29 protein-coding genes are annotated in these 25,239 nt (G+C 45.7%); 25 read left to right on the top strand and 4 right to left on the bottom strand.

The window, feature by feature from the left end; translation table 11 throughout:
• Positions 1-48: 48 nt before the first annotated feature.
• A complete protein-coding gene (locus tag AC0NJP_RS04600) occupies positions 49-936 on the bottom strand; it encodes a CsgG/HfaB family protein (protein ID WP_474698947.1) in 888 nt (295 codons plus the stop codon).
• 199 nt (positions 937-1,135) lie between these two features.
• On the opposite strand from AC0NJP_RS04600, the gene galU reads away from it, so the two are divergent.
• From galU to AC0NJP_RS04565, 7 genes are all read left to right on the top strand, one after another.
• Positions 1,136-2,038: a UTP--glucose-1-phosphate uridylyltransferase GalU gene (galU, locus tag AC0NJP_RS04595; RefSeq protein ID WP_474698946.1), complete on the top strand. Its 903-nt coding sequence runs from the start codon at positions 1,136-1,138 to the stop codon at positions 2,036-2,038.
• A gap of 44 nt (positions 2,039-2,082) precedes the next feature.
• Entirely contained in the window at positions 2,083-3,084 is a 1,002-nt protein-coding gene (gene galE / locus AC0NJP_RS04590; RefSeq protein ID WP_474698945.1) for a UDP-glucose 4-epimerase GalE, read from the top strand.
• A 115-nt stretch (positions 3,085-3,199) separates the two neighbouring features.
• Positions 3,200-4,684, top strand: a complete 1,485-nt coding sequence (locus tag AC0NJP_RS04585; protein WP_474698944.1) for a glucose-6-phosphate isomerase — start codon at positions 3,200-3,202, stop codon at positions 4,682-4,684.
• A gap of 120 nt (positions 4,685-4,804) precedes the next feature.
• Positions 4,805-5,419 carry a hypothetical protein gene (locus AC0NJP_RS04580; protein WP_474698943.1) on the top strand — a complete coding sequence of 205 codons (615 nt, stop codon included), beginning with the start codon at positions 4,805-4,807 and terminating at the stop codon, positions 5,417-5,419.
• A 14-nt stretch (positions 5,420-5,433) separates the two neighbouring features.
• Positions 5,434-6,837: a secretin and TonB N-terminal domain-containing protein gene (locus AC0NJP_RS04575; protein WP_474698942.1), complete on the top strand. Its 1,404-nt coding sequence runs from the start codon at positions 5,434-5,436 to the stop codon at positions 6,835-6,837.
• A 13-nt stretch (positions 6,838-6,850) separates the two neighbouring features.
• A complete protein-coding gene (locus AC0NJP_RS04570) occupies positions 6,851-7,525 on the top strand; it encodes a response regulator (RefSeq protein ID WP_474698941.1) in 675 nt (224 codons plus the stop codon).
• Between the two features lie 59 nt (positions 7,526-7,584).
• Positions 7,585-8,028 (top strand): hypothetical protein, encoded by a 444-nt coding sequence (locus tag AC0NJP_RS04565; protein WP_474698940.1) that lies wholly within the window; start codon positions 7,585-7,587, stop codon positions 8,026-8,028.
• Here the strand turns inward: AC0NJP_RS04565 and AC0NJP_RS04560 are convergent.
• On the bottom strand, positions 8,021-8,554 hold the full coding sequence (locus AC0NJP_RS04560) for a hypothetical protein (RefSeq protein ID WP_474698939.1): 534 nt from the start codon (positions 8,552-8,554) through the stop codon (positions 8,021-8,023). The two genes, AC0NJP_RS04565 and AC0NJP_RS04560, sit on opposite strands and share 8 nt — an antisense overlap.
• Positions 8,555-8,788: 234 nt before the next feature.
• Between AC0NJP_RS04560 and AC0NJP_RS04555 the strand changes: the two genes are divergently transcribed.
• The 7 genes from AC0NJP_RS04555 (at position 8,789) to AC0NJP_RS04525 (ending at position 13,792) form a co-directional block, all read left to right on the top strand.
• A complete protein-coding gene (locus AC0NJP_RS04555) occupies positions 8,789-9,130 on the top strand; it encodes a ferritin family protein (RefSeq protein WP_474698938.1) in 342 nt (113 codons plus the stop codon).
• 42 nt (positions 9,131-9,172) lie between these two features.
• Positions 9,173-10,009, top strand: a complete 837-nt coding sequence (locus AC0NJP_RS04550) for a family 1 encapsulin nanocompartment shell protein (RefSeq protein ID WP_474698937.1) — start codon at positions 9,173-9,175, stop codon at positions 10,007-10,009.
• Positions 10,010-10,339: 330 nt separating this feature from the next.
• A complete protein-coding gene (locus AC0NJP_RS04545) occupies positions 10,340-12,313 on the top strand; it encodes an ABC-F family ATP-binding cassette domain-containing protein (RefSeq protein WP_474698936.1) in 1,974 nt (657 codons plus the stop codon).
• Positions 12,314-12,519: 206 nt separating this feature from the next.
• Positions 12,520-13,161 (top strand): sigma-70 family RNA polymerase sigma factor, encoded by a 642-nt coding sequence (locus AC0NJP_RS04540; RefSeq protein WP_474698935.1) that lies wholly within the window; start codon positions 12,520-12,522, stop codon positions 13,159-13,161.
• Positions 13,162-13,167: 6 nt separating this feature from the next.
• Entirely contained in the window at positions 13,168-13,392 is a 225-nt protein-coding gene (locus tag AC0NJP_RS04535; RefSeq protein ID WP_474039032.1) for a DUF1659 domain-containing protein, read from the top strand.
• Between the two features lie 36 nt (positions 13,393-13,428).
• Positions 13,429-13,641, top strand: coding sequence for a DUF2922 domain-containing protein (locus AC0NJP_RS04530; protein WP_474698934.1), 213 nt, complete (start codon positions 13,429-13,431; stop codon positions 13,639-13,641).
• A gap of 4 nt (positions 13,642-13,645) precedes the next feature.
• A complete protein-coding gene (locus tag AC0NJP_RS04525) occupies positions 13,646-13,792 on the top strand; it encodes a YvrJ family protein (protein ID WP_474698933.1) in 147 nt (48 codons plus the stop codon).
• A 96-nt stretch (positions 13,793-13,888) separates the two neighbouring features.
• Here AC0NJP_RS04525 and AC0NJP_RS04520 read toward each other — a convergent pair whose 3' ends face one another.
• Positions 13,889-14,116: a hypothetical protein gene (locus AC0NJP_RS04520; RefSeq protein WP_474698932.1), complete on the bottom strand. Its 228-nt coding sequence runs from the start codon at positions 14,114-14,116 to the stop codon at positions 13,889-13,891.
• Positions 14,117-14,339: 223 nt separating this feature from the next.
• Here AC0NJP_RS04520 and recD2 point away from each other — a divergent pair, with 223 nt between their 5' ends.
• Together recD2 and AC0NJP_RS04510 are read left to right on the top strand one after the other, a co-directional pair.
• Positions 14,340-16,493 (top strand): SF1B family DNA helicase RecD2, encoded by a 2,154-nt coding sequence (recD2, locus tag AC0NJP_RS04515; RefSeq protein ID WP_474698931.1) that lies wholly within the window; start codon positions 14,340-14,342, stop codon positions 16,491-16,493.
• Positions 16,490-17,194: a ComF family protein gene (locus AC0NJP_RS04510; protein WP_474698930.1), complete on the top strand. Its 705-nt coding sequence runs from the start codon at positions 16,490-16,492 to the stop codon at positions 17,192-17,194. The genes recD2 and AC0NJP_RS04510 overlap by 4 nt, the downstream gene beginning before the upstream one ends.
• A 32-nt stretch (positions 17,195-17,226) precedes the next feature.
• On the opposite strand, the gene AC0NJP_RS04505 is transcribed toward AC0NJP_RS04510, so the two are convergent.
• Positions 17,227-17,823, bottom strand: coding sequence for an HD-GYP domain-containing protein (locus tag AC0NJP_RS04505; protein ID WP_474698929.1), 597 nt, complete (start codon positions 17,821-17,823; stop codon positions 17,227-17,229).
• 164 nt (positions 17,824-17,987) lie between these two features.
• Between AC0NJP_RS04505 and AC0NJP_RS04500 the strand changes: the two genes are divergently transcribed.
• The 9 genes from AC0NJP_RS04500 to AC0NJP_RS04460 all read left to right on the top strand — a co-directional run bounded on the left by AC0NJP_RS04500 (position 17,988) and on the right by AC0NJP_RS04460 (position 25,220).
• A complete protein-coding gene (locus AC0NJP_RS04500) occupies positions 17,988-18,392 on the top strand; it encodes a flagellar protein (protein WP_474698928.1) in 405 nt (134 codons plus the stop codon).
• Positions 18,393-18,512: 120 nt separating this feature from the next.
• Positions 18,513-18,812 (top strand): flagellar biosynthesis anti-sigma factor FlgM, encoded by a 300-nt coding sequence (flgM, locus tag AC0NJP_RS04495; RefSeq protein ID WP_474698927.1) that lies wholly within the window; start codon positions 18,513-18,515, stop codon positions 18,810-18,812.
• Between the two features lie 12 nt (positions 18,813-18,824).
• Positions 18,825-19,313: a flagellar protein FlgN gene (locus AC0NJP_RS04490; RefSeq protein WP_474039022.1), complete on the top strand. Its 489-nt coding sequence runs from the start codon at positions 18,825-18,827 to the stop codon at positions 19,311-19,313.
• Between the two features lie 10 nt (positions 19,314-19,323).
• A complete protein-coding gene (flgK, locus tag AC0NJP_RS04485; protein ID WP_474698926.1) occupies positions 19,324-21,477 on the top strand; it encodes a flagellar hook-associated protein FlgK in 2,154 nt (717 codons plus the stop codon).
• Between the two features lie 15 nt (positions 21,478-21,492).
• Entirely contained in the window at positions 21,493-23,415 is a 1,923-nt protein-coding gene (gene flgL, locus AC0NJP_RS04480) for a flagellar hook-associated protein FlgL (protein WP_474698925.1), read from the top strand.
• 19 nt (positions 23,416-23,434) lie between these two features.
• A complete protein-coding gene (locus AC0NJP_RS04475) occupies positions 23,435-24,001 on the top strand; it encodes a DUF6470 family protein (RefSeq protein ID WP_474698924.1) in 567 nt (188 codons plus the stop codon).
• A gap of 19 nt (positions 24,002-24,020) precedes the next feature.
• Positions 24,021-24,482, top strand: coding sequence for a flagellar assembly protein FliW (fliW, locus tag AC0NJP_RS04470; RefSeq protein WP_474698923.1), 462 nt, complete (start codon positions 24,021-24,023; stop codon positions 24,480-24,482).
• A gap of 2 nt (positions 24,483-24,484) precedes the next feature.
• Positions 24,485-24,721, top strand: coding sequence for a carbon storage regulator CsrA (gene csrA, locus AC0NJP_RS04465; RefSeq protein WP_474698922.1), 237 nt, complete (start codon positions 24,485-24,487; stop codon positions 24,719-24,721).
• 31 nt (positions 24,722-24,752) lie between these two features.
• The gene (locus AC0NJP_RS04460; protein ID WP_474698921.1) at positions 24,753-25,220 is read left to right on the top strand and encodes a flagellar protein FlaG; all 468 of its coding nucleotides are present in this window, start codon (positions 24,753-24,755) and stop codon (positions 25,218-25,220) included.
• Positions 25,221-25,239: the final 19 nt, after the last annotated feature.

The raw sequence follows: 25,239 nt of genomic DNA, 5'->3' as shown, positions 1-25,239 counted from the left end.
TTGAGTATGATCAGTTTTAAAATTTATTAATCTAACGATCCCGTAGATTTAGTTGGAACGGACTTTATCGCCAGCTTGCAATATTGGCATACTTTTGTCTTGAATTTCAGCGATGGCCATGCCGCCGTCTACGCGGGTAACTTTTACCGTGCAAAGATCGGTTTTATCAACGCCAATAACTTGACCAGCGCTATTCGTAATGGCTTCGCCTTCACGGTATACTACATAGGTTTGACCAGGCTGTACGCCTTGATCAACGCCGATGTCGAGATATACTTTGCGGCCACTGACTTTCGCGATGGCGCCTTCCGTAGGAGCGCCCTGATTGATGTGGCTTACAATCTGGTTAATGGCGCCATGCAGAGCATCATCATAAATGCTTGCTGATACTTCAGTTGAGGTGCCGCCAAGGCCTTCAATGCCGCCGCCGCTTTTTTCGACTTTTCCTTCGACCTGATCCGCCCAGACGATGGAGCCTGTCGTAGCATCGATCATGCGTACGGAAATGCGGACTTTGGCTGTTAATTTATCAATATGCAGGCCCATAATTTGGTCATGTTTTTCTTCTGCGCCAGCCGAAAGAATTTTACCGTAGACAATGTATTTTAAGCCAAGCAGTTTGCCCATCTGCGGGGCCGTGCTAGGATCCACTGCGCCGGATGCGCCAAACCCCTGCTCTTGTAATACGGAACGAATTTGTTCTCTTTCTACGACTTCAAAATTTCTATTTTTGGCCAGTTCAGTTGTGAGCATATCGGAAGCGCCAAGTCCAATATCGTAGTAACCGCCGCGAACACGGACTGTGTAGTTATTTGTTTCAAACTTAGTGATACCAATTCGCTTCGGCGCTGCCGAAGCTGTGGCTACAGTCAGCAAAAAGCAGCCGATCATGAGCGCAAGTGTAACTAGAGTTGTTTTCTTAGTAAAACGGTGCACAAACTTCATCTCCTCTTAAATGATAGCAAAAATAGGGAAATACAGCATTAAAAAGAATTTCGCTGGTTTTGTCGAGAATCCTCTTTATTTTCCCGTGACTTTTTTCCTCTATTCACTGGCGTAAGGTATGCCTAGGGCAGGATTCACTTCTACTATGAGCGAATACAAAAACTAATCTAATAACAATGGAGTGTTGCCTGTGGTAATTAGAAAACCAAATCAGACAGTCCGTAAAGCTGTCATTCCGGCAGCAGGTCTGGGAACTCGTTTTTTGCCGGCGACAAAGGCGCAGCCAAAGGAGATGCTGCCAATTATTGATAAGCCGGCGATTCAGTATATTATTGAAGAGGCGATTCATTCTGGAATTGAGGAAATTTTAATTATTACTGGACGGAACAAACGGGCCATTGAAGATCACTTTGATCGGTCTATTGAACTAGAGCTTTCATTAAAAGCCAGTGGTAAATACGATTTGCTTGGTTTGATTGAAGAAATCTCTAATGTGGAGATTCATTATATTCGTCAGAAAGAGGCCAGGGGGCTGGGCCATGCTGTCCTTTGCGCCAAGCAGTTTGTGGGCAACGAGCCTTTTGCCGTTCTCTTAGGAGATGATATTGTCGATTCTTCCGTTCCCTGCTTAAAGCAGCTCATTGATGTGTATGAGTCGAATCCCGGTACGATTCTCGGTGTTCAGGAAGTGCCGCAAAATAAGGTGTCGAGTTATGGTATTGTGAAGCCAAAGCCCTTAAAGCCCCGTCTCTGGCAGGCTGAATCTTTGGTAGAAAAGCCTGATGTGAGCGAAGCGCCATCACGACTTGCTGTATTGGGGCGCTATATTATTGAGCCGGAGATCTTTGCTTTGCTCGAAACAACGGAGCCTGGCCGCGGTGGGGAGATTCAACTGACTGATGCACTGCAGAAGTTAGCTATTGATCGATCCGTCTATGCCTTTCAGTTTGAAGGGCGGCGCTATGATATTGGCGATAAACAGGGCTTTTTAGAGGCGACTGTGGAATACGCCTTGAAACGGCCTGATCTCAGAGATCCCTTTTTGGAATATCTTGTACGGACAGTAAAACCGCTCTTGAATAATTGCGATTAAACTTTGGCAATTGTCAGAGCCAGTTTAAAAATGGAGTGGTATTGATGAATATTTTAGTAACAGGCGGAGCTGGTTATATTGGCTCGCATACAGTGCAGGCGCTGTTAGCCGATGCTGATAAGATCGTCGTTTATGATAGTTTGGTGACAGGTCATGTAGACGCTGTACCAGCTGAAGCGGAAAAAGTCCAGTTTGTCCTTGGCGATATTGCCGATACGGAGCTGTTAGAGTCGGTTCTGCACGAAGAAAAAATTGATGCTGTCGTCCATTTTGCTGCAGCGAGCCTTGTGGGCGAGTCCATGAAAAATCCTGCTTATTATTATCAAAATAATGTGGCCGGAACTCTGTCGCTTCTCAATGCTCTTGTGGCAGCTAAGGTGAAGAAAATCGTATTTTCTTCTACCGCGGCTGTATATGGCGAACCGGAAGCTGTACCTATTTTGGAAACGGCGAAACAGGCGCCAACGAATGTGTATGGTCGGACGAAGCTTGTTATTGAAGGGATGCTGGCTGATTATGAAGCAGCATATGGCCTAAAGTATGCTGTTCTACGTTATTTTAATGCTGCCGGCGCGCTAGAAGGCGGGTTTATTGGCGAAGATCATGCCACAGAAACGCATCTGATTCCGCTAATTTTAAAGACGGCTTTAGGACAAAGAGAAGCGATCTCTATTTTTGGCACAGACTATCCGACGCCTGACGGGACTTGTATTCGCGACTATGTTCACGTTACTGACTTAGCTGACGCTCATGTGCTGGCGCTTAGACATTTATTGGCAGGCGGCGCTTCGGCGGTTTATAATCTTGGCAGTGAACACGGCTTTAGTGTTAAAGAAATTATTGCAGTAGCCAAAGAAGTGACAGGTGTTGATTTTCCGGTAAAAGAAGCGGCGCGTCGCGCTGGCGATCCAGCGGTGCTTGTGGCTTCTAGCGCTAAAATTCGCGCCGAACTAGGCTGGCAACCACAGCACAGCTCGGTTCAAGAGATCGTCGCATCGGCTTGGGAATGGCATCAAGCCTATCCTGATGGCTATGGCGACGAGTGAATGATTCGTAAGTTAAGAAAGCTTGGTTTATAGGCATGAAGAAGTTGACTTACAGGCTTTAAAAAGCTAATCTGATAAGCAGTCACCCGAAATCAATAGAAGGAGTGATACTTTTATGATAGAAAAGCAGACAAAGCAGTTGACTCTAGATTCTGGTTTTACCTTCGATTATGGCAATTTAGTTGGTGAAGGCAAGGTTACGGAACCGGATCTTGCGGCGCTTTGCCAAAAACTGAAAGCAGCTCATGCCGCCATTTCTCATATGCGCCAGACTGGTGAAGTCACAGGGCATTTATCAAAAGACGGTACGCCCGAACCAGTTTTGTTTACAGAACTGCCGTTTGTGATGGCAGACCATTTGAATAGTCCCTCGTCGCTAGCGAGATTGAAAGAGTTTTCGGCGTCGCTGCGCTATCACACGGATGCTGTTATTTCCTTCGGTATTGGCGGTTCCTTTTTAGGTAATAAAGTTCTGTTTGACGTACATTGCGGCGAGTTTTGGAATAGCAAAAGCGCCGCGGAACGTGACGGCTATCCCAAACTCTATTTTAGCGGCAATAATATTGATCCGCTAAGGACTAGCCAGCTTATCAGTCAGATTGAAGCTGAGGCGAAAGTGAAAGCGGCTCACTTCGCGGCAGGCATGGGCGACAGTGCTGTCTATGAACTACTCCTTGTGGTGATCTCTAAATCGGGCTCGACTCTTGACACTATGTCCAATTTTTTAGTTGCTTATGAACAACTGAAGCAGAATCCAGCCATTTCGCTGCAGGTTGTGGCGGTAACCGATCCCGCAGAAGGCGATAAGGCGACACTGCTTAAAAAGTTGGCGCAAGCTGAGGGATGGATGATCTTCAGCGTACCGGATGGCGTCGGCGGTCGCTTTAGCGTCTTTTCTGAGGTTGGTCTCGTAACCGGCGCTTGCATCGGCTTTGATATTGATGCGTTTCTGGCTGGAGCGAAAGCGATGGATGAAGCCTGTCGCTCTGAAGTATTAACCGAAAATCCAGCGATGCTCAATGCGGCGATTAAATATGTGGCTGCTAAAGAGTATGGTCGCCATATTGAAGTATTTATGCCCTATGGCGATTATCTGAAATCTACGGCCGAATGGTATATTCAGCTTCTGGCTGAATCTTTGGGCAAACGAACGAATCGCGCTGGTGAGACTGTTTATTACGGTAGAACACCTGTGGTAGCTGTTGGTACGACCGATATGCATTCGCAGACACAGCTTCATCAAGATGGCAGTCTTGATAAGGTCGTCCAGTTTGTGGAAGTGTTGGAGTGGCCGATTGATCCGGTTATACCCAACTTATATCCTGAGATTGGCCCGCTTGCGGCTATGGCCGGGATTCCCATGAGCAAGGCCTTGCAGGCGGCGCTGCTTTCTAACGCGGAAGCACTTGCCAAGGAAAATCGGTTAAATGGTATTTTCCAGTTGCCGAAACTATCGGCCTATCATCTCGGCGAACTCTTGTATCTTCTGGCTTTATCGATTGCTTACGAGGGCGAGTTGGCTCAGGTCGATGCTTTTGATCAGCCTGGTGTTGAGGCCTATAAGCGGATTTTAGGGCCCAAGTTAAAAGAATATAAATAGAATCGGACGTCCCATTTTTATAGTGAAATTGAAAAAGTAATTGGTCTTTTTGACAGAATACTATAAAATAATAGATAAACAAATAGTAAATTAAGACTAGAAAGAATCCTGGTGTTCATTGTGAAAGCTTGGATGAAGAAAGCACTGGCTGCCGCTCTGGTTGGCGGCAGCTGTCTGATCTTTACTGCGAATCACGGTTGGCAAGAAGCATACTTTTTGCCGCACGATTCGGTAGAACCAAGCACAGCGGCGTTAGAAGGCGCTGCTAGAAATTCGGTAAATTTAGCAAATCCGATAAAAACTACCAATCTTGTGAATTCTGCGGGGCCAGACGGTCAAAGGCTGGGCCGTGATCCCTTTCAGCCGCCGTCAGGATTTTCCCGCCCAGAACCAGCCGAACTGTCGGCCAAACCACCACCGCTACCGTTGCAGTCTGATCGCAATAGTACAAGCCGTGAAATTTCGCCGACAGAAGCGGCAAGCAGTGCTAAGAAAGCTACTACGGAAGTCAAGCAGCCAGAGCAAGGCGTACAGTATACCGCCGCTGCGATGTATCGAGTCACCGCGATTGTAACGACAGGGCGCAGTCAGGCTGCTGTCATTGCAACAGGCGCAGCAAGCCAGTTGTATTTTCTCGGAGATGCGATCGGAAGCTATACTTTGGCTGAAATTGTTGATCAAGCCGTTACTTTGACGGGGCCGGAGGGAACTTTAGTACTCACTGTCGGCAACTAAGAAGGTAGGGAGCAGTGAGCAAACAGCAAAACTGTCACTTTGGATTATATCGACTCCTTTTTTGTGTACTATGGCTACTCGTTGGGAGTACCCGTCTTGGCGAGCTTAGCCCCCTTGTTACTTTAACTGCGTCAGATGCATCAGTTCGTGATGTATTGCTCGCGTTAGGGCGCCTCAGTTCAGTCAATATGGTCATTGATGATTCGGTCCAGGGAAAAATCTCGCTTGCCGTGCAGGATCTTCCCTTTGAGCAGGCTCTGGACTTAATCGCAGAAGCCAAGGGATTGCGCTATGAACAGCACGGCAGTGATGTTCTCATTGTTGATGAGACGAAAGAAAAACGGCTCATTGAGCCGCTGCATATTATCATGCTGCATCATGTGCGAGCCGAAGAGATCATTGATAAGGCGGCGCTGCTGTTGCGGGATAAAGGCAATTCGCAAGCGGCGACGGTAGCGTCGGCTGGGTCAACAGCCGAGCTTGACAATCAAACTACTGTTTCCGAGCCAAGTGGGCGTAAAGGCGCTGTTAAGACCAAAAAACTGTCGCCGCTCACTGGCTTGAATACCAAACAGGCTCTAAAGGTGGATCGAGCCTATGAATCTATTAAAATTGATGCTACAACAAATTCCCTGGTTTTTCGTTCTTCCGACAGAGCCGCGGCAGCGCTGCAGGCATTAGTTGAAAAATTAGATGTAGCTGCGCCGCAAGTCATGGTAGAGGCGCAAATCGTCAGTATTGATAAACAGGCGGCTGAAAAGCTCGGCTTAGAGTGGCGCTGGTCTGATATTCCGCAAGGGACTGGGACAAATAGCTCTAATTATGGCGGCGTTCTTTTATTTGGACGCAACCCGCAAGGCGGTCGCTATGCCGTTTCCTATGCAGCAACGCTAGAGGCGCTGCTGACTGAGGGAAGTGCTAAGCTAGTGGCTAAGCCGCGAATTATGGCTGTAAACGGCAAAGCCGCCTTTATCCATGTTGGCGATACCTTACCAATTCCGAAGACGACAACCACAGAGGTTGAGACAACAACAAGCTATGACTATGCCGATTCCGGCATTATTTTGACCTATATACCCTATATTCAAGCTGATCATTTTATTACGGCTGAGATTGATATGGAAGTCAGTGCGCCCACTTGGGTGAGTGACCTTAAAACCTATCAATTCTCGAAGCGGATTGCCAGTTCGGAGGTCCGTATGGCTGATGGTGAAACGATTGCAATAGCCGGTTTAATGAATCGGCTGGCAACAGAACAAACAACGAAGGTGCCCATTTTAGGAGATATTCCTTTGATCGGCGGCTTGTTTACTCATAGAGTGGAAAACAGGGAAGGGCAAGAACTTGTCATCTTTTTGACGGCCCGCATTATGCATGAGGGGAAAGCAGCGCAAGATTCGCAGGCTGTGGCAAAATAAAGGGGGATTTTTGGTGCCATATACGATTGTAATAGCAGATGATCATATGCTGCTAAGACAGGGGATTAAAAATGTATTAGAGTTGGAGTCGGACCTTAGAGTCGTTGGCGAAGCCGTGGATGGCGAAGAGGCCATTCGACTGGTACAAGAGCATAAGCCGGATGTGCTTTTGCTTGATATTAATATGCCGAAACTGAACGGCTTAGAAGTGACGAAACAGCTTATGTTGTCGCCATCAAAAAGCAAGGTTATTATTTTGACAATTAATGATGATGAGACTTATGTGATGGAAATGATTAAAGCCGGGGCGTCTGGTTATTTATTAAAGGATATTGAGCCTGGTATGCTTGTGCAGGCCATTCGCTCGGTTTGTAAGGGCGATACCTTTATTTATCCGACTCTGGCCAAGCGGCTCTTTGGCGAAATGAACCGCCGCCGCGAAGAAGACCTTTATGCTGCCTCAAAGTTACAGCAGCGTCGGCGGGAAGAACGTCTTACTTATCGGGAAATTGATGTGCTGCAGCTTATTTGTCAAGGCATGAGCAATCAGGAAATTGCGAATAAATTATTTTTAAGTGAAAAGACTGTGAAGAATCATTTAACGAATATTTTCCGCAAACTGAAGGTGAATGATCGTACGCAGGCTGTCTTATATGCTATTAAAAATAAAATTGTGCTGCTTGATTAAGTAGCAGCACAATCAGAGATTTCATAAACTATTCTATCCCAGAACAGGGAGGGGATAGTTTGTTTTTTTCATATACAGTCAGTGTAATTTTACTTGCCTTGGCCTTGTACGGACTATGGCAGATGCTGCGAGACCTAAGTGAATGGCTCATTTTATCAGAGCGGTTGCAGCCGCCTAGTCTAACGATCGTTCTTTTTGTACGCGACGGCGAAGGCATGATCGAAGGGCTGCTTGCCGCGCTGCTGTTAGAGTTTGATAAAACTTCGCGGGAAGTAGAACTTGTTGTGGTCGATGGCGGCTCGAAGGATCTTACCGTCCCGATTATTTTAAGAATTGGTGAGACCCGTTTTGCCGAACGGCTCCTTTTAGTCCATGGCGCTTTTCGCGGCATCCAGGATTGGCTACCGCTGTGTCGGGGCGACACCATTCACTTTTTTGACTTAGTTCATCGCACGAAGCCCAGTGTCTGCATTGCTCTGGTACACCGGATCTTAACTACATAGCTGGAAACGTGCGGAGCAAAGCTAAAATATTCGTGATCAGCAGGCGTTGACGCCGGTCTTCATTACTTTCACCAGGATCGACTGTGGTAATGCGGGAGCGGCGAATTTGCTTTTCTACGTTGATTTTTTTCCAGTAGGCAAGAATTCGCTGACCGCAGGAAAGCTGGATCTCACTTTCATAAGGCGGAGGAGCATCTTGGATGGAACGAATCAGGTAAGTATTTATATAGCCAAGCGAACCATCGCCAATGAGGCGGGGTTGACGCAGTTTTATCGGTGTGAGTAAAAGCTCCGGTGCAAAGGGCAACGGTATGTATTCTTGGCGGCCAGTGCGGCGACGTCCTTCTTGGCGTAGGCTCACTAGATTGATTTGGTAGGCAACAGCAAGTTGCTTTAGTACAGTTTCTACACTGCAAGTAAACTCTGCTGTTTTTCCTGTGGCGAAGCATAGCAGGCTATGATCGCCTTGGTTTGTGTAACAAGGCAGTAAGGCGCTAATGACAGCGTCAGGTTTAACAATTGACATCCTTGAGATCCCCCTTACCGACTACATTTTCTTTCTATTTTAACAAAAATAGACGTAAAATTCAAAAATGTGGGAATCATAAGTTGCACTATTGCATTTTTTGTCGTTAAAATTAGTTTTTGTGTTCAATTTATTAGCAGGACTTTCTTAACGATAAAACGAAGTAATTAATAAAAAGTATCAATTTGTGTTACTTTGTAAAAACTGTAGATATTTTGAAGGAGGCAGTGAATTATGGCTTATGGACAAGGAAAACAAGATACATCAATCCAGGCGACAAAGTTTGAGCAGCTTCTAATTTGGTTGAGAGAGGATTTGATTGGTGAATTTGAGGCCATAAATCAATATCAGCTCCATATTGATAATATCGATAATGAAGAAATTAAAGATCTTTTAGCTCATATTCGCGATGATGAAAAAGAACATGTCGCTGAGCTTATGCATATTATTGCGCGGATTGACGAGATTCAAAAACAGAAGTTTTTGGAAGATCATACGGTCGGTCATGACGAAAAAGTTGTCGTGTCAGCTAGCGCTCCTGCTGACAGTGAACCGACGGTCGGGAATTTGCGTTAATGCGTTAAGGGAGCCAACGAAGATATTAAGGAGGGATTTATTATGGATTATTTAGATAGAGAATCGGCGCCATTTACGAAGGAAGATTGGGCGAATTTAGACAATGCCGTGATCGTGGCCGCTCGTCAGCAGCTAGTAGGCCGTAAAATGATTGATGTGCTCGGACCGCTTGGTTCCGGTATTTATACACTGCCTTATTCGGTATTTGGCAACGCCGGAGCGGCTGAGGTCAATTTGACCGGCGATAAAGAAGGCGACGTTGTAGCGGCGGAAAATCGTAAAATGGCGCAATTTCCGCTCATCTATAAAGATTTTAAAATTCAGTGGCGTGATGTCGAGACAGACCGGAAACTCGGCTTGCCCCTTGATGTAAGTGCCGCGGCTGTAGCGGCAGAAGTCTTGTCCGTACAGGAAGATGAACTAGTATTTCGCGGTAATGAAGAATTAGGACAGGAAGGTCTTTTAAATGCAAAAGGTCGCCTCATTGCTAAGGCAGCTGACTGGAATGTAAACGGCGGCGCTTTAGATAGCATTGTTGCTGCCGTTAGTAAGCTGACTGGCGCTGGCTACTATGGCCCCTATGCATTGGCTGTTAGTCCAGTACTCTTTGGCCGTATGGTTCGCGTACATAGCACTTCAGGCATTCTAGAACTAGATCAGATCAAAACCCTTGTGGGTGGCGGTGTTTATGCAACAGGCGTTTTGAAAGACAATGAAGCAGTGCTTGTTGCTGCTGGCGCACAAAATGTGAGCTTGGCGATTGGACAGGATATGGTCACAGCCTACTTGGGACCTGTCAGTATGAATCATATGTTTCGCGTGATGGAAACCTGTTCTTTACTGATTCGTCGTCCAAATGCGATTTGTACCATTGAATAAACAAATATAGAAGCGCTTTGCAAAGGCGTTATAAACGTTTTACAAATGCAAAGACCCCGGTAAGACCGCCTCACCGTTGTCACTTGACTTCGGCCTGTCTTACCGGGGTTTTTGCGTCTATTTGTTGCAAGGCCATTCGATTCCCCGCTTATTAAACAGAGCTGAAACATCCTTACCTTCAATCAGGTAGTTCTATTTGCTGATCGGGTGACGCCCATGATACGGTCTTATCAGGACTTTTTGTGGTATAATAATTTCATTCGACCTAGAGTAAATGCTAAAGTCAGCTTCGGCTGGCTGGGATATAAAGAGAGAGCAATGAGGTGTATTATGGGATTGATTCAGATTAAGGACCTGAGCAAGTTCTTTGGCATTCGGCGCGTATTTGAAGGCGTTTCGGCTGAAATTCGTCCTGGCGATAGAATTGGGTTGATCGGTGCTAATGGGACAGGCAAGACGACGCTGTTGCGGTGTTTGCTGGGGCTAGAAGAATATGATGGCGGTGAAGTTGCTTTGTCACCGGGCGAAACGCTGGCCTATGTGGAACAACAAAGCGATTTTGGTACGGGAACATTGCAGGAAGAACTGCTTGGGGCTTTTTCTGAGCTATTAATACTGCAAAATAAGCTTCACGAATTGGAAGCCTTAATTGCCAACGCATCCGGTGCAGAACTTGATAAATTGATGCAGTCTTATGGTACGCTGTCGCAGGCGTTTGATAGTGGCGGCGGCTATGAGTATGAGCAGCGTTTGGCAAAAATTATTACGGGGCTTGGTTTTACTGAAGCAGAACTAGCTCGACCAGTAACTTCTTTTTCTGGCGGACAGCAAACACGGATTGCGCTCGCAAAGGCGCTGGTGCGAGATCCTGATTACTTGTTTCTCGATGAACCGACGAATCATCTTGATTTAGTTATGGTAGAGTGGCTAGAGAACTATTTGGCAGCGTTTCGCGGCGGACTCTTAATTATTTCCCATGACAGGTACTTTCTCGACCAAGTCACTACCAAGACCTGGGAGCTGGAAGCAGGCAGTTTGCGAGAGTATCAAGGCAATTATAGTACCTATTTAGATAAAAAGGCCGCTTTAACCTTAGCGGCGGAACGGGCGTATGCCAAGCAGCAGGATCAGATTGCTAAAACAGAAGAATATATTCGCCGTTACGGCGCCGGGATTAAATCAAAACAAGCTAGAGGACGAGCCAAGCAGCTCAGTCGGTTGGAACGGCTCGAAGCGGTGGGCGGCCAAGCGCAGTTCGATTTCTTTGAATTTAATGCTCTTGGCGATTCAGCCCAACGAGTATTAGATATTCAAGATGCAGCGGCAGGGTATGGCGAAACTATGATTTTTCAAGACCTCGCCTTATCCATTCGTAAAGGAGAAGGCGTAGCCTTAATTGGACCGAATGGCGCTGGTAAAACGACACTTCTCAAGGCCATCACGGGAGAATTAGAGCTGCGTAAAGGATCGTTGAAGCTGGGCAGTCGCGTGCAGGTCGGTTATTTTGTTCAGCAGCATGAAAACCTTCATCCTGACTGGCAGGTTCTTGATGAAATTGTGCGCGATTTCGGCATGAGTGAAGAACGAGCAAGGCATTATCTTGGCGCTTTTTTATTTCGCGGCGATGATGTTTTCAAAGAGGTCGGCAGCCTGTCCGGCGGTGAAGAAGCAAGGTTAGCTCTACTGAAGCTCATGCTTACCGGGGCGAACTTTTTGATTCTTGACGAACCGACGAACCATCTAGATATTCCGGCGAAAGAAGCCGTGGAAGAAGCGCTTGCCGTGTTCCCTGGCACCTTTTTAACTGTGTCTCATGATCGCTATTTCCTCGACAAAGTAGCTGAGCGAGTGATCGAATTAAAAGATGGCGCTATTAGCGATTATCCCGGCAATTATAGTGATTATAAGCATTTTTGCGAAAAGCGGGCGAAAGAAGCAGCTTTAGCAGCAGAAGCGGCTCCTAAAACGGGTCAAGGCAAGACGTCATCAGGCCTAGCGAAGGCTGTGGCGTCGTCTCCAGTTTCTCAGAATAAAGCGTCTTCGGAGAACGTAGCCGAATCTACGAGCAGCGCTACGAAGAGTACAGCAAGTCGTTCTGTGCGGCGCGATGCAGCCGCTATGGAGAAGTTGGAGCTGCGGATTCGTGAGTTAGAAGTTATGCTCAAATTCAAGGAAAAAGAGATTAACTTGCCGGAAAATCAGGCGGATCTTGCCGTAAGTCAAGCTTTATACGAGGAATATGAAGCCATGAAAGCCGAACTGGACGAAGTCTATGAAACTTGGCTGCTGGCACAGGAAGAGTAATTTTTATACAGTCACTTTATATATTGTATTTTATAGTCTCTCAGCGAATTGCTGAGGGGCTTTTCTGTTTGTTTAAGCCACGATAGCAATATTTGTCGCGTCTGACTTAGTGCTAAGCCGGATTTTGCTTGCAGGCTGATTTGTGTTTATGCTGAAGGCAAGCGCTAAATTAGAGTAACGTTACTCACTAGAAGGTGCAGTAAAAAATGCAGTGTACTGTGCAACCTCAGGGACAAAGTAAGAAACCCTTGGCAGAACAGCTTCGTTTAGCCCAGTCCGGTGACAAAGCAGCTTTTGCGGCTTTGTGCCACTACTTTGATCCGTTGGTTGTTCATTATACCAGAGCTTCTCACTTACAAGCCCTCGGCGAGGAAGCGCTTTCAGTGGCTCGTCTGACTGTAGCTGAGGCCATTCAATGCTTTGATAAGGACAAGAATATTCCTTTTGCCGCGTATGTGGCAAGCCGCGTCAAATACGCTTTATGGAATTTGTTTAAAAAAGAGCGGCATCTGTGGCAAAGTGTTTTTTCTTATGATGCATGGGATGATCAGGATGAGTCTACTGACAGAATTCGCGGTGAGGTTAGCGATACGGCTCTTTTCGCCGATCCGCATAATTTGGAAGACACAGTTATACAACGGTTGCGGTTCGACTTAGTGCAGCGAGCGCTAAAATCTTTATCAGAGCGGCAACAGTTAGTGCTGAAAGCTTGGGCTTTAGGTTGGAGCCTTACAGACATTGCCCGCAGTCTGTCGCTAACGCCGCAAGCTGTATCGCAGTTGAAAAAACGTTCCTTACGCCGTTTAAAAGTGAGCCTTAAAGGAATGGTAGAGAGTGAGGGGAGGTGAGAGATTATGGCAGTCAATAAAGAAACGCAGCTTGGTAAACTGATTTTGAAAGTGCAGACCGGCGTGAATACGGCAGGAAAACCGGTATACAAACAGCGGACTCTGTCCGGCCTGAAAGCAAGTGCGGCTGACGCTGACGTCTATGCTGTCGGCACCGCGCTGGGCGCTTTGCAGCAGCATACGCCCTTCGTAGTGGAACGTCTTGACGAAGGCACACTTAGTAATTCGTAAGCAATAATTTATAAAAACTAACAAGGAGGATATGTGATGGCCAAGACATTGCAACTATTGTTTCATGATCAATCAGGGAAACAGGTCACGCTGAATTTGCCTGATCCTGTAGACAAACTGACGTTAGCTCAGGCGCAGCCGGTTATGCAGGATATTGTGACCAAAGGAATTTTTGCTTCGAAAAATGGCGATCTCGTACAGATCATAGGGGCTAAGATCCGGGTTAATGAAACAACGCCCTTAGAATAGTACGGTGGATGTAGCGCCGCTCTTGACAGCTGCCGCTAACTATGGCTTTCCTATGGTAGTATCAGTCTATCTTTTAGTCCGGATCGAAAAGCGGCTTGATGCTCTATCGGACAGCATTAACAATTTGGCGAAGGCCTTATCGGTCAGGTAAAGTAGCAGGAATAGGGAATAGTAAAAGAGGATGTTTCTCATAAGCATTTTTATGAGAAACATCCTCTTTTACGCAAAACATCGTTGGAATGAAGGACTATTTGGTTAGTAGAAACAAAGTCGAGGCAAAATATAAAACACTGAATAACAAAATAGCAGACATGAGAACCGTTTTTTTCTGGATAGATTGGTTTAGGCAACGGCGTTTAAAATAATGATACGTATACATGTCTTCGCGCATAGAAATTTCGCGCACAGGGACTTCTCGCATAAGAACTTCTCGCATACAGGCCTCTCCCATAATAATAACATTCATTGTAATCATAATATGAATTCCTAGCCAGCCGATTCATTCGGTGCTGGCTCATGATATTCATTCTATGCCGCTACCACTTATTGAGTGGATACAACAATTTATTATACTCTTTTTTTACAAAAAGTCCTCCTCTTTTTACTGGAAAAAAAGGATTTTTTCTTGGGGTTTGCGAAATAATCATACAAAGTGAAACGTGTGTTCTGTTTTGAGAATGGAAGTAGGCGGGATTTGTATGGAAGAATTGACAGGCGTCGTTGCGGCGATTACTTTTCAGAGCCCTGACGGCGCATTTGCTGTCTTTAAAATTACGCCAGATGGGCAGAAGCAGCAAGCAGCCGTAACGGGCCGGATTGCTGCACCGCTTATCGGCGAACAGGTTGTTCTCACAGGCAAGTGGGTGGATCATGCTAAATTCGGCAGGCAGTTCCAAGCTATTTCTTGCCGGCGTATCGAGCCGACTACAGCGGCTGGTATTGAACGGTTTTTAGCGTCAGGCGCTGTCAAGGGGATCGGGGCGGCTATGGCGTCACGACTTGTCGCGTATTTTGGCGAGCAGGTGCTTGAAGTGATTGCGGCCGCACCGCACCGTTTGACCGAGGTCGAAGGGATCGGTACGAAAAAAGCGGAACAGATTCGCGCCTCCTATGCCGCCCAATCGGATTTGCGGGAAATCATGCTGTTTTTGGAGACCCACGGCGTATCCGGCGCTTATGCGGCAAAAATTCATGGCGCTTATGGCCGCGATACACTAGACGTTCTGCGCGCGAATCCCTATCGTTTGGCCAAAGAGGTACCAGGCATTGGGTTTCGTACAGCCGATCAAATTGCTATGGCTTTAGGCTTTGGCAAAAATGACGAAGCGCGGCTGGAAGCTGGCATTGATTTTGCTTTGTTTCAGACAACCCAGGCGGGACATTCCTGTGTGCCCGAAGAATTGCTAGTCAAGGAAACAGCCAAACTTTTGCAGGCTGATCAGTATGAAGTGGCTTGCTTGATCAGTCAGTTTATAAAAAACGGCTTCTTATGTGCCGAATCTTGGCAAGGAACGTATCTTATTTATTTATATCCGCTCTATCAAGCTGAGAAAACTGTAGCGGCACGTCTTAGCGAGCTGCAAACGGAAGCGAAATCGGCCCTCTGTGCCGATAAATATAAGCTTGTGGCGCAGTGGGAGGCAAAAGCGGCAGTGACTTTGGCGGAGGCGCAGCGTCAAGCGCTGGTGAGCGTCCTCGATCATGGTATTCTCGTTCTGACCGGCGGTCCTGGTACCGGCAAAACTACTACCGTCAAGGGGATACTAGAGGTTTTGGCCGCAGCCGGTTTAAAAATTCTGCTGGGCGCGCCAACAGGGCGAGCAGCCAAGCGTCTCAGTGAAGCTACAGGTCGTGAAGCCATGACGGTCCATCGATTGCTTGAATCTACAGGCGGTTCGGAAGGGGCGCCTTATTTTGCCCGCAATGCGAACCATCCCTTAGATGCGGATGCTGTTATTTTAGATGAAGTATCGATGATGGATATTTTGTTAATGCACGATTTTTTGCAGGCAGTGCCATCAGGCTGCCGTCTTGTGCTCGTAGGCGATGTGGATCAATTGCCTGCTGTGGGTCCGGGAAGTGTGCTCAAGGATATTATTCGTTCTGAAGCCGTTCCTGTTGTACGCCTTACGGAAATCTTTCGTCAAGCGGGCGAAAGCCCGATCGTTCTCAATGCTCATCGAATTAACCAGGGCCTTTTGCCGCAATGCGATGATGGCGATTTTATTTTCTATGAGCTGGAGAGTGAAGCTGCTGCAGCTAGAGCGATTGTAAGTCTTTGCGGCGATCAACTGCCGAAAATCGGCTATGATTGGGGCAAGGATCTGCAGGTTTTATCACCAATGCACAAATTGGAATGTGGTGTAGAAAATTTAAATAGATTACTGCAAGCTGCTTTGAATCCGCCGCAGCCGGAAAAAAGCGAGGTTCTTTCTATGGGAGTCTGCCTGCGGCAGGGCGATAAGGTCATGCAGATGCGCAACAACTATGAAAAAGGCGTTTTCAACGGTGATATTGGTTATATTGACCATCTTGACAGCGAGACGGCTATCGTCGCCTATCCTGAAGGAACGGTAGTCTATCATAAAAGTGAATGGGATGAACTCCACTTAGCCTACGCAATGAGCGTGCATAAGAGTCAGGGCAGTGAATATGCAGCAGTGATCTTGCCATTAGTGGCGGGCCATTATCGGATGCTACAACGGAATTTGCTGTATACGGCTGTAACGCGCGCTAAAAAACTAGTCATTCTCCTTGGGACGAAAGCTGCTCTCAATACAGCTGTGGCCAATGATCGTACCAGGCGTCGTTATTCTTTACTGGCGGAACGGCTGCGAGGCGAAGACTGGTGAACTTTTCGATCGCTTGGTTTCATTCCTGGTATCAGGCGTTATTAGATATTATCTTACCGCCGCGCTGCCCCCACTGCGGCCGCAGTCAGGCGTCTTATGGACAGTGGTGCGCCGCTTGTCAGAACCACTATATGGTGAAACTACTGTTAACAGGCGAAGACCGAGGCCTCTTCTATGTTGATCAAATTCTGTTGTTAGCCGACTATCAGGGGGCGGTGCGCCAAAAACTGCAAGCCTTAAAGTATGGACAAAGACGTGGAGCGGCGCAATATTTACAAGTTTTTTTGCCAAACCGTGGCGAATTAGAGCAAGCTTTTCCAATGCTCACAGAAGCTGTTACCTGCTTGTTTATGCCTGTGCCAATTCACCAGGCAAAGCGCCGACAGCGGGGCTATAATCAAACTGAAGTGATTTTCGCAACATGGGTAAAGGCGATGTTTGGCGATGCTTACTGGCAGACGGAACTGTTAGTGCGTTTGCGGCCAACGGCGCCGCAGTATCTCTTTCAGCCAATGGAACGGCGGGAAAATGTAAAAGGCGCGTTTTATGTAACGCGCCCAAGTCAGGTCAAGGATCAGACTATTTTCTTAGTGGATGATATTTTTACATCAGGTGCTACGATTGATGCCTGTGCCCATACGTTACTTGCCGCTGGGGCCAAGGCTGTTTCGGCTGTTGTGTTGGCAAGCAGTGCGAGATAGGAAGTTGGCGGCTGTACTTCTCATAGCTAAGATTAGCCAAGCGCTTCGATGAAGGCCCTGACAATCTCTGTATCAAAGGCCGTGCCGGCTTTATCATTTAATTCTTTGACGGCGTCTTCCGGTGTTTTAGTCCAGTGCTGCGTGCAGGGATTGATATAACGATCATAGTGGTTGGCTACAGCGATAATTCGGGCGCCGAGCGGGATATTTACCCCTTTTAACCGCTTGGGATAACCCTTGCCGTCAAACTGTTCGTGATGATGCCGGATATAGAGGCTGATTTCCTGGCAGGATGGCAAATTTTCCAGCATGAAACTGCCGGCGTTACAGTGGTTTTTGTAGGCCGCAAGCTCTCTCTGGGTGAGATAAGGCGCTTTGGACAGAATCGTATTAGGAACAGTCAAGTGACCAATGTCATGTAGCATGGCAGCTATGCGGATTCGCTCGATTTCCTCTTTCGGTAAACGCATTTTAGCGGCAATACTGACAGCATAATTGGCTACCTGATAGCTATGGAGATGAAGCTTGGGATTCTTAATTTCTAAAAGATGAAGTAGCTGGCCCACGATCTGTTGGACTTCTTCGCTGAGTTCTTCATACATTTCGGGAAATTGAATAAGTGTCAGCATAATCGGTAAACTGCCTTTCGTAAGGGATTCCCTATCTTGTTAGGCAAAAATTTTGTGATTCCTGCCTATTGTCAGAATTAATTTGCGAATAGCACCTAGAATAGCTAGGCGAATTATAAAAAAATATTGTATAATACAAGTAGTAGATGTAAGGGGGCATTACCATGGGACTTGCAAATTGTCGTCAATGTGGAAAATTATATTTAGAAAACAATTTTAATATGTGTCCAGAGTGTATTCGGGCGCAAGAAGAGGACGAACTCAAGGTAGTAGCTTACTTGCGTGATGTGGTAGATTATGCTTCGGTGGACGAGATTCATGAGGCTACTGGTGTTAAGACAAAGACCATTATTCGAATGATCCAGCAAGGACGTATTGTTGGTGCTGATAAAATTACCTATCACTGCGACGGTTGCGGTAAACTGATTTCGCATGGCCGCTTGTGTTCAGAATGTAGTGAAAATATTTTATCGCAAGTGACGCAATCCGTCAAACGTGCAGCAGACAAAGAAGAGGAAGCCAAGAATAAAGCCAAAGGCATTCGCATGTATTCGAAAGAAAAGAAATAAGGCGCTTCTGCAAAGTTTACCGAAAATCAAAGAAATTAAATCGACAGCAGGGATTAAGTTCCCTGCTGTTTTTTTCGATACAATAAATAAGCAGAGTATGAAAAGTGTGAGGTGTTGGCAATGATTGTATCTGGTAGCCAGGTCCAAAATGCCCTTAAGATTTATCAGAATTCAAAAAATACAGAGAAGACGAAGTGGATTTCCTTTTCGGGTACTACACAGAATCCAGACCGGGTTGTTTTATCGCCGCAGGTCCAGGAATTTGGTCGTGTTTTGCAAAAAATTCAAGCGGCAACAGATGTGCGTGACGACAAAGTGGCTGAGCTTTCAGCCCAAATTGATAGCGGCACTTATCAGGTGAGCGGCAGGGGAATTGCCGAAAAAATGCTAGGTCGTCAAGTCGTTGATTATTTACGATAAGAGGGGGATTTTGTGAAATTTTTATTTGATGAACTAATTCGTTTGTTAACCGAAATCCTTGCACTATATCAAGAACTTCTCGCTCTGGGCAAGGCAAAAAAAGAACATCTTGTCAAATATGAAGTGAAAGATCTTGGTGTGATTATTCAAAAAGAGGAAAAACATATTTTGGCGATTAACCGCTTTGAAATAGAGCGTGCCAAAGTAGTAAAACAAATTGCCGAGCGCGTTGGTGTCAATGCGAAATTGAGTAATATAAAAGAACTGGCTGAGCCAGAGCAACGAGCACAGCTGGAAATGATTGAAGCAAAATTTCAAACGCTTTTGGCTGAACTTGTTCCGCTCAATCAACTTAATACGGAACTTGTGACACAGGCGATGCAGATGATTAATTTCAATATCAATGTTATGGCCCGCACGACGGTAGATCCTACTTATGGACCGAGTAGGCAGGGACCAGTCGGTAAACAGGGAAAATCATTGCTCGACCAATCAGTATAGGAGTGATTAGATGTTATCAACCTTCGGTGGTTTAAATACAGTAGCTACCGGTCTTTACTCACAGCAGGCGGCTATTAATACGGTAGGACATAATGTGGCGAATGCTAGCACAGAGGGCTACTCTCGCCAGAGAGCCAACTTAGTGTCGACAACCCCTCAGACGATTTATGGACAAAGTGGTAGCTATCAGCTTGGTACAGGTGTTGATGTGGCCTCGGTGACGCGAGCCCGCGATAGTTTTATTGATCAGCAGTTTTGGAAGGAAAATTCCACTTTGAGCGCTAGCAATAGTACTTATAATACGCTAGGCAAAGTGGAAAATGCTTTAGGTGAACCGACGGATACTGGTATTCAGTCCGTCTTAAATAACTTTTGGCAGTCCTGGCAGACGCTTTCCACCAATGCCTCTGATGAAGCAACTCGTACGACAGTCAGAGAACGCGGCAATGAGCTTGTCACTGCGATTAAGACAAGTGCTCAGCAGTTGCAAAATATGGTGTCTGATATTAATGATACGATTAACGCCCGAGTGGGCACGATTAACCAATATGCAGCCCAAATTAGTGATTTAAACCGTCAGATCAGTCTTGTGGAGGCCAGTGGCACCGACCATGCAAATGATTTGCGTGATAAGCGCGATTTGCTGATTGATAATTTATCTTCTCTTGGCAATGTTTCGGTCAATGAAGATAAAAATGGCCGCTATATTGTTCAGTTTGGTAATACAACGCTTGTGAATACTACGAGCTATCAGACGCTTTCCACAAAAAAAACGGCCGACGTCGACTACGGCTATGAAGTAGATCAGGTTGTCCTCAATGACGGTCATTATACGCCAGTCAATTTCTCTAATGGGGAAATGTATGGTCTTATATCGACACGTGACTCCTCGCCTGCTGGAATCAAGGGGTATCTTGATAATCTAAGCGCTATGAGTCAATTCTTGCTTACGGACTTCAATGAAGTGCATCGAAGTGGCTATGGTTCGGATAATACGACAGGCAATAACTTCTTTGGTCAGTCTAATCTTGACTATAAAGCAAATCCCCTATCGGGTCAGTATGTCAAAGAACAGTGGCTTGACAAGTTAGCTGTCAATCCTGTACTTTACTCCAGTGGTGTCAGCAAAATTGCGGCAAAGACAGCAGGCGCCAGCCTTGGTGTAATTGCTAGTAGCAGTAATACTGGCACAGCAAACATGCCGCTTGTATTTGCTAGCGGTTCCTATACTCAGGGAGATACGGCTACCATGGTTAAGATTGCCAAGGATGCTTCAGGGAATGTTGTTTATAGTACATCAACAGATGGCGGTACGACTTGGAGCAATGTTTCAACGCCCTTACCTACCAGTGGTACGAATACCTATACTTTTACTGTTAACGTAGATCCCAACAATACCACTACGACGACAGGACTTACGGTTACCATGAATTTTGATGCAGCCAGTGCCGCCAATGGCGATTCTTATACTTTTACGCTAAATAAGAATAGCGCCGCTAGTACGCTCACAGCGACGAAAAGCAACTCGATTGGCGGCGATATGAAAATCTATTCTGCTGCAGGCGCTTATACGAACGGTGATACAGCCACTAATGTTGTGGTGCAAGCCTATGATTCAACGTCCATTGTAGCGGCGACAGGAGCGATTACAAAAATTAAATATTCAATAGATGGTGGGACTACGTGGGCTTCAGCGCCTGTGTCTGTCGCAACAGATGGAACTTTCACGCTACCGTCAATTAGTGGAGTTGCCTTAAAGTTTTCGATTGATGCAAATTTGAATAATAAAGTGACCGATCAGTATTCGATCAGCTTATCGAAAGGCAATGTCGGTAGTGGTGACAACGCCAATAATTTAGCTAAGCGGCTCAAAACTGATACAAGCAATATCTTAAATAATGCATCGTTAGATGCTTACTATTCAGCAGCAATCGGAGCGCTCGGTGTACAGCGGCAAAATGCTGATCGGTTGATGGAAAATCAGCAGACGCTTGTCGACCAGGTGGAAAACTCTCGTCAATCCGTATCAGGTGTGAATATGGATGAAGAAATGACAAATATGATTACATTCCAGAAAGGGTATAGTGCCGCTGCCCGCGTACTAACCACCATGGATGAAATGCTTGATAAACTGATTAACGGCACAGGTATGGTTGGCCGGTAAATGAGGTGAAGGAATTTGCGTATTGCAAGTAATATGATGAGTTATAATTTTTTGCGTAGCTTAAATAAGTCGATGGAAAAAGAAAATACATTGCAACAACAGTTGGCTGATGGCAAAGCTCTACATCGTCCGTCAGATGACCCTGTGAATACGGTTCGCGATCTGCATTATACTTCCAATCAAGTTCAAAACGAGCAGTTTCAAAGCAATTTGAGTACTGCCCAATCGTGGATGGAAAATACCGATGGTGTTATGTCTGACCTAAGTTCTATTATGATCAAGGCGAAGGAGCTTGTTGTTAGCGCCGATGATACAAAAGACACGGGCGCTCTTAATACGATTGGCGCTCAGATCGACGGCATGATCAATCAAATCGTTCAGCTTGGTAATACGAAGATTGGCACACGTTATCTTTTTGGCGGACAGAATGATTCAACACAACCTTTTACACGCACGACACTTAAAGATCCTAATTCTGATTTGACACAGGAAGTAGTTCTTTACAATGGTGATTTCGATAAGCTGTCTATGGCTATTCAGTCTGGTTCGACGAATCCAACTCAGGATAGTGTTAATATTACGGGCATAGAAGCGTTTGGACCGACAGAAAATGTTTTTGGTAAGACGACCATGCAGGCGCTTAATCAGCTTCTGGAAATCAAAAATGAGTTGAAGAAAACAACTGCTGTCAGTCAAACGAATAGTCAGGGCGGTGTTGGTACTGTTGGCGGCACCTATACAGGTATAGGTTACCCTAATTATAGTGTCAGAATTGATACGGTTGATACAGCGACCAATCCAGGGCAGGTTACTGGCGCATCCTATTCTTCTGATGGCGGCAAAACTTGGACTGCAGTGGCCCAGTACTCTGTAGACGGCGGTACGAACTGGACGGCATCGCCGTCGGTATCAACAGGTGTGCATGCAGTTACGCTATCGCTGCCAGATGGTGCGGTTTTCAATATTGGCACAAGTACTGGCAATGCAGCACAAAATGTTTATTCCTTCCGCGAGCCGCAGGCAGCTTTTACGATTCAAGAAAGTAATACCGTTAGCGGGGCTGCAGCAATTTCTGGTTCTTATACAGGAACTGGTGTGGCCAAATACAATTTACGTGTTGATAGTGTCAATTCCAGTGGTCAAGTTGACGGTGCTTCTTATTCCAGTGACGGCGGTTCTACCTGGACAACTCTATCTAATTATAAAGTGACAACTAGTAATACAAATGGTCCTATGCCGACAGTAAGTGGTGGAACGACTACTTTGTCAGGCTATGCGATTACAGTAAATTCTGTAGATAGTGAAGGTCGAATTACTCAGGTGAATGGAGGAGCTATTCCTGTTACTTATGAAGCAAACTATGATACAGATGCACAAAAGACGGTTTATACTTCGGTATTTTCACTCCCGGGAGGACAGACTGTTAAAATTCCGGCCAATAGTGCGATTAAAGCAAACGACTATTATGTAATTGACTCGAAAGCATCGCCGGAAATTGATACAACAACTTCAGCGTCGGAAACCTCGTTTAATTTACCAAATGGAAATGGGATTACACTGCATATATCCGCTACAACGACGACCAATGGATCGATCGCCAGTAATAAGGCGGGTGATACATTTACCTTTACTTTACCGCAGGGTTCAGGGCCTAGTATACAATGGCTTTCGTCAAACGCCACTCAGGAAATTGATGATATTCATAGTGCACAGCTACAAAAACAGACAGAACTTGGGACGAGAATGGCTGCTTATGAAATGGCGTCAAATATATTACAAAGTCAAAATACAGTCATTCAAGGTGACGTAGCTAGTGCGGAAGATCTTAATGTACCCAAAGCGATTACCGACTTTAACACGGCGCAGAATGTCTATCGCAGTGCTTTAGCTGTTGGTGCTAAAATCATGCAAAAATCGCTTGTCGATTTCTTGAGCTAATAAAATGAGGTGATCGCTCGTGGTGCAAATAGAAATTACGGCACAAAATGTGAAAGCTCAGCTTGATGTTAAAGATCCCTTCATGAGGCTGAAAACGACAGATCCCTCTATGGAAATTTCCTCAGAACCTTTGCAGATTACGATGGAATCGCCGGCAGCGGAAGTTTATATTGACAATTATCCCAGCGATTACGCCAGAGGTATCAAGAACAATGTCGATTTTGACCGTGACAATGCCCGGAAAGGGATAGAAGCTTTACAAGCATGGGCAGGTAAAATTGCTAGTGAGGGAGCCATGTTGGCAAAGATTGAAGATCATGGAAATCCCTTAAAAGCGCTTGCTCAAGCGGCTATCAAGGGGAAGGAAAGCGATATTAATGTTGCCTATGTGCCGTCGCCAACTGTAAAAGTGGTGACTCATGATGTGAAAACACAGGTACAAGCAGGAAAACTTCATTTGAATTTAAATAAAGGAACTGCTACTGGTCAGCTTGACAAAGGCACGGTTGGTCTTACGATGTTGCAATATCCGGAAGTGTATTTTCGCGTTTCGAATCCGACAAATCGTGTTAATATAGAGGCATAAGATATGGTGAGGTGGTTGCATGATTAAAGTACAGTCAGTCCGATTTGGGGAAATAGATGTACCAGAGGAAATGGTGATTACATTTCCGAGCGGGTTGCCAGGATTTTTAGACGAAAAAAAATTTGCCATTGTACCTTGTGAGGAAAACAATCCCTTTTCCTTTTTGCAGTCGCTAGCAGAACCGAATCTTACTTTTGTGGTGGTGCAGCCTTTTCCATTTTTCCCTGATTATGAATTTGTTCTGCCGGATGAAGTACAGGAGGAGCTACAAGTGAGTCAAGAGACTCCGCCTCATGTCGTAAACATTGTGAATATTCCTCAAAACCCAGAAGAAATGACAGCAAATCTTTTAGCCCCTGTAGTGATCAATATGCAAAAACGAAAGGCTATGCAGGTTGTGTTGGAAAAGACTAGTTACATGACAAGGCATCGGCTGTTTCCTCAGGGGTTTGATAAATCGGCGGCGGAAGGGGCGAAGTAAGGATGCTTGCCCTAACACGTAAAGTGGGAGAACGCCTAGTGATTGGTGATCAGATAGTGATTACTGTCGTGGATATCAAAGGGGAGAATATACGCCTTGGCATTGAAGCGCCAAAAGATATAAAAATTTATCGTGGCGAAATTTACGATGCTATTGCGGCGGAAAACAAAGATGCGGTCATTCCTGATCGCAAAGAAACCATGGATATTTTAAAAGAGTACAAGTTCCCGAAAAAATAAAATATTACAGTAAAGCAAGGAGGCTTTTACAGTGGATATCAAATCGATTCCGGATTATTCAACAACAGCGGTCGTAAGTTCGGTGCGGCCTACGTCCGTTCAGCAGGATGCGGTAGCGGCGTCAATTTCTACAAACGACGGAAGCAATACAGCCCTTATGAGTAATAATGTGGCAGCTAATGCAAACTCTAACAGCTTGAACAATCAAATGAATGACACAGGTAATTCTGACTCCGTACGGGATACAGCTTTGCCACAGAATAAAAAAGAGTTGACGAAGAAAGACGTCGAACAGATTACCGATGGATTGAACGATTTTATGGAGTCGATGAATACAGATATTCGCTTTGTTTTACATAATAAATTGCAAGAACTTATGGTACAGGTCGTCGATAATAAGACGCATAAAGTCCTTAGAGAAGCGCCTCCCAAAGAATTACTTGATACGATTGCTCGCATCCGTGAATTTGTCGGATCACTTCTCGATAAAAAAATCTAGTAGATAGGAAAATATTTGA

This window comes from Pelorhabdus sp. sgz311002 (assembly GCF_056134285.1).
The sequence above is the reverse complement of the archived record's forward strand: the minus strand, read 5'-3'. Positions and strand labels throughout refer to the sequence as shown.

Bases quoted from the DNA above. Each gene is read 5' to 3' on its own strand.
- galE (WP_474698945.1), top strand. From the start codon at position 2,083: ATGAATATTTTAGTAACAGGCGGAGCTGGTTATATTGGCTCGCATACA.
- AC0NJP_RS04585 (WP_474698944.1), top strand. From the start codon at position 3,200: ATGATAGAAAAGCAGACAAAGCAGTTGACTCTAGATTCTGGTTTTACC.
- AC0NJP_RS04560 (WP_474698939.1), bottom strand. From the start codon at position 8,554: ATGTCAATTGTTAAACCTGACGCTGTCATTAGCGCCTTACTGCCTTGT.
- AC0NJP_RS04555 (WP_474698938.1), top strand. From the start codon at position 8,789: ATGGCTTATGGACAAGGAAAACAAGATACATCAATCCAGGCGACAAAG.
- AC0NJP_RS04550 (WP_474698937.1), top strand. From the start codon at position 9,173: ATGGATTATTTAGATAGAGAATCGGCGCCATTTACGAAGGAAGATTGG.
- AC0NJP_RS04545 (WP_474698936.1), top strand. From the start codon at position 10,340: ATGGGATTGATTCAGATTAAGGACCTGAGCAAGTTCTTTGGCATTCGG.
- AC0NJP_RS04540 (WP_474698935.1), top strand. From the start codon at position 12,520: ATGCAGTGTACTGTGCAACCTCAGGGACAAAGTAAGAAACCCTTGGCA.
- AC0NJP_RS04535 (WP_474039032.1), top strand. From the start codon at position 13,168: ATGGCAGTCAATAAAGAAACGCAGCTTGGTAAACTGATTTTGAAAGTG.
- AC0NJP_RS04530 (WP_474698934.1), top strand. From the start codon at position 13,429: ATGGCCAAGACATTGCAACTATTGTTTCATGATCAATCAGGGAAACAG.
- AC0NJP_RS04520 (WP_474698932.1), bottom strand. From the start codon at position 14,116: ATGATTACAATGAATGTTATTATTATGGGAGAGGCCTGTATGCGAGAA.
- recD2 (WP_474698931.1), top strand. From the start codon at position 14,340: ATGGAAGAATTGACAGGCGTCGTTGCGGCGATTACTTTTCAGAGCCCT.
- AC0NJP_RS04505 (WP_474698929.1), bottom strand. From the start codon at position 17,823: ATGCTGACACTTATTCAATTTCCCGAAATGTATGAAGAACTCAGCGAA.
- AC0NJP_RS04500 (WP_474698928.1), top strand. From the start codon at position 17,988: ATGGGACTTGCAAATTGTCGTCAATGTGGAAAATTATATTTAGAAAAC.
- flgM (WP_474698927.1), top strand. From the start codon at position 18,513: ATGATTGTATCTGGTAGCCAGGTCCAAAATGCCCTTAAGATTTATCAG.
- flgK (WP_474698926.1), top strand. From the start codon at position 19,324: ATGTTATCAACCTTCGGTGGTTTAAATACAGTAGCTACCGGTCTTTAC.
- fliW (WP_474698923.1), top strand. From the start codon at position 24,021: ATGATTAAAGTACAGTCAGTCCGATTTGGGGAAATAGATGTACCAGAG.
- csrA (WP_474698922.1), top strand. From the start codon at position 24,485: ATGCTTGCCCTAACACGTAAAGTGGGAGAACGCCTAGTGATTGGTGAT.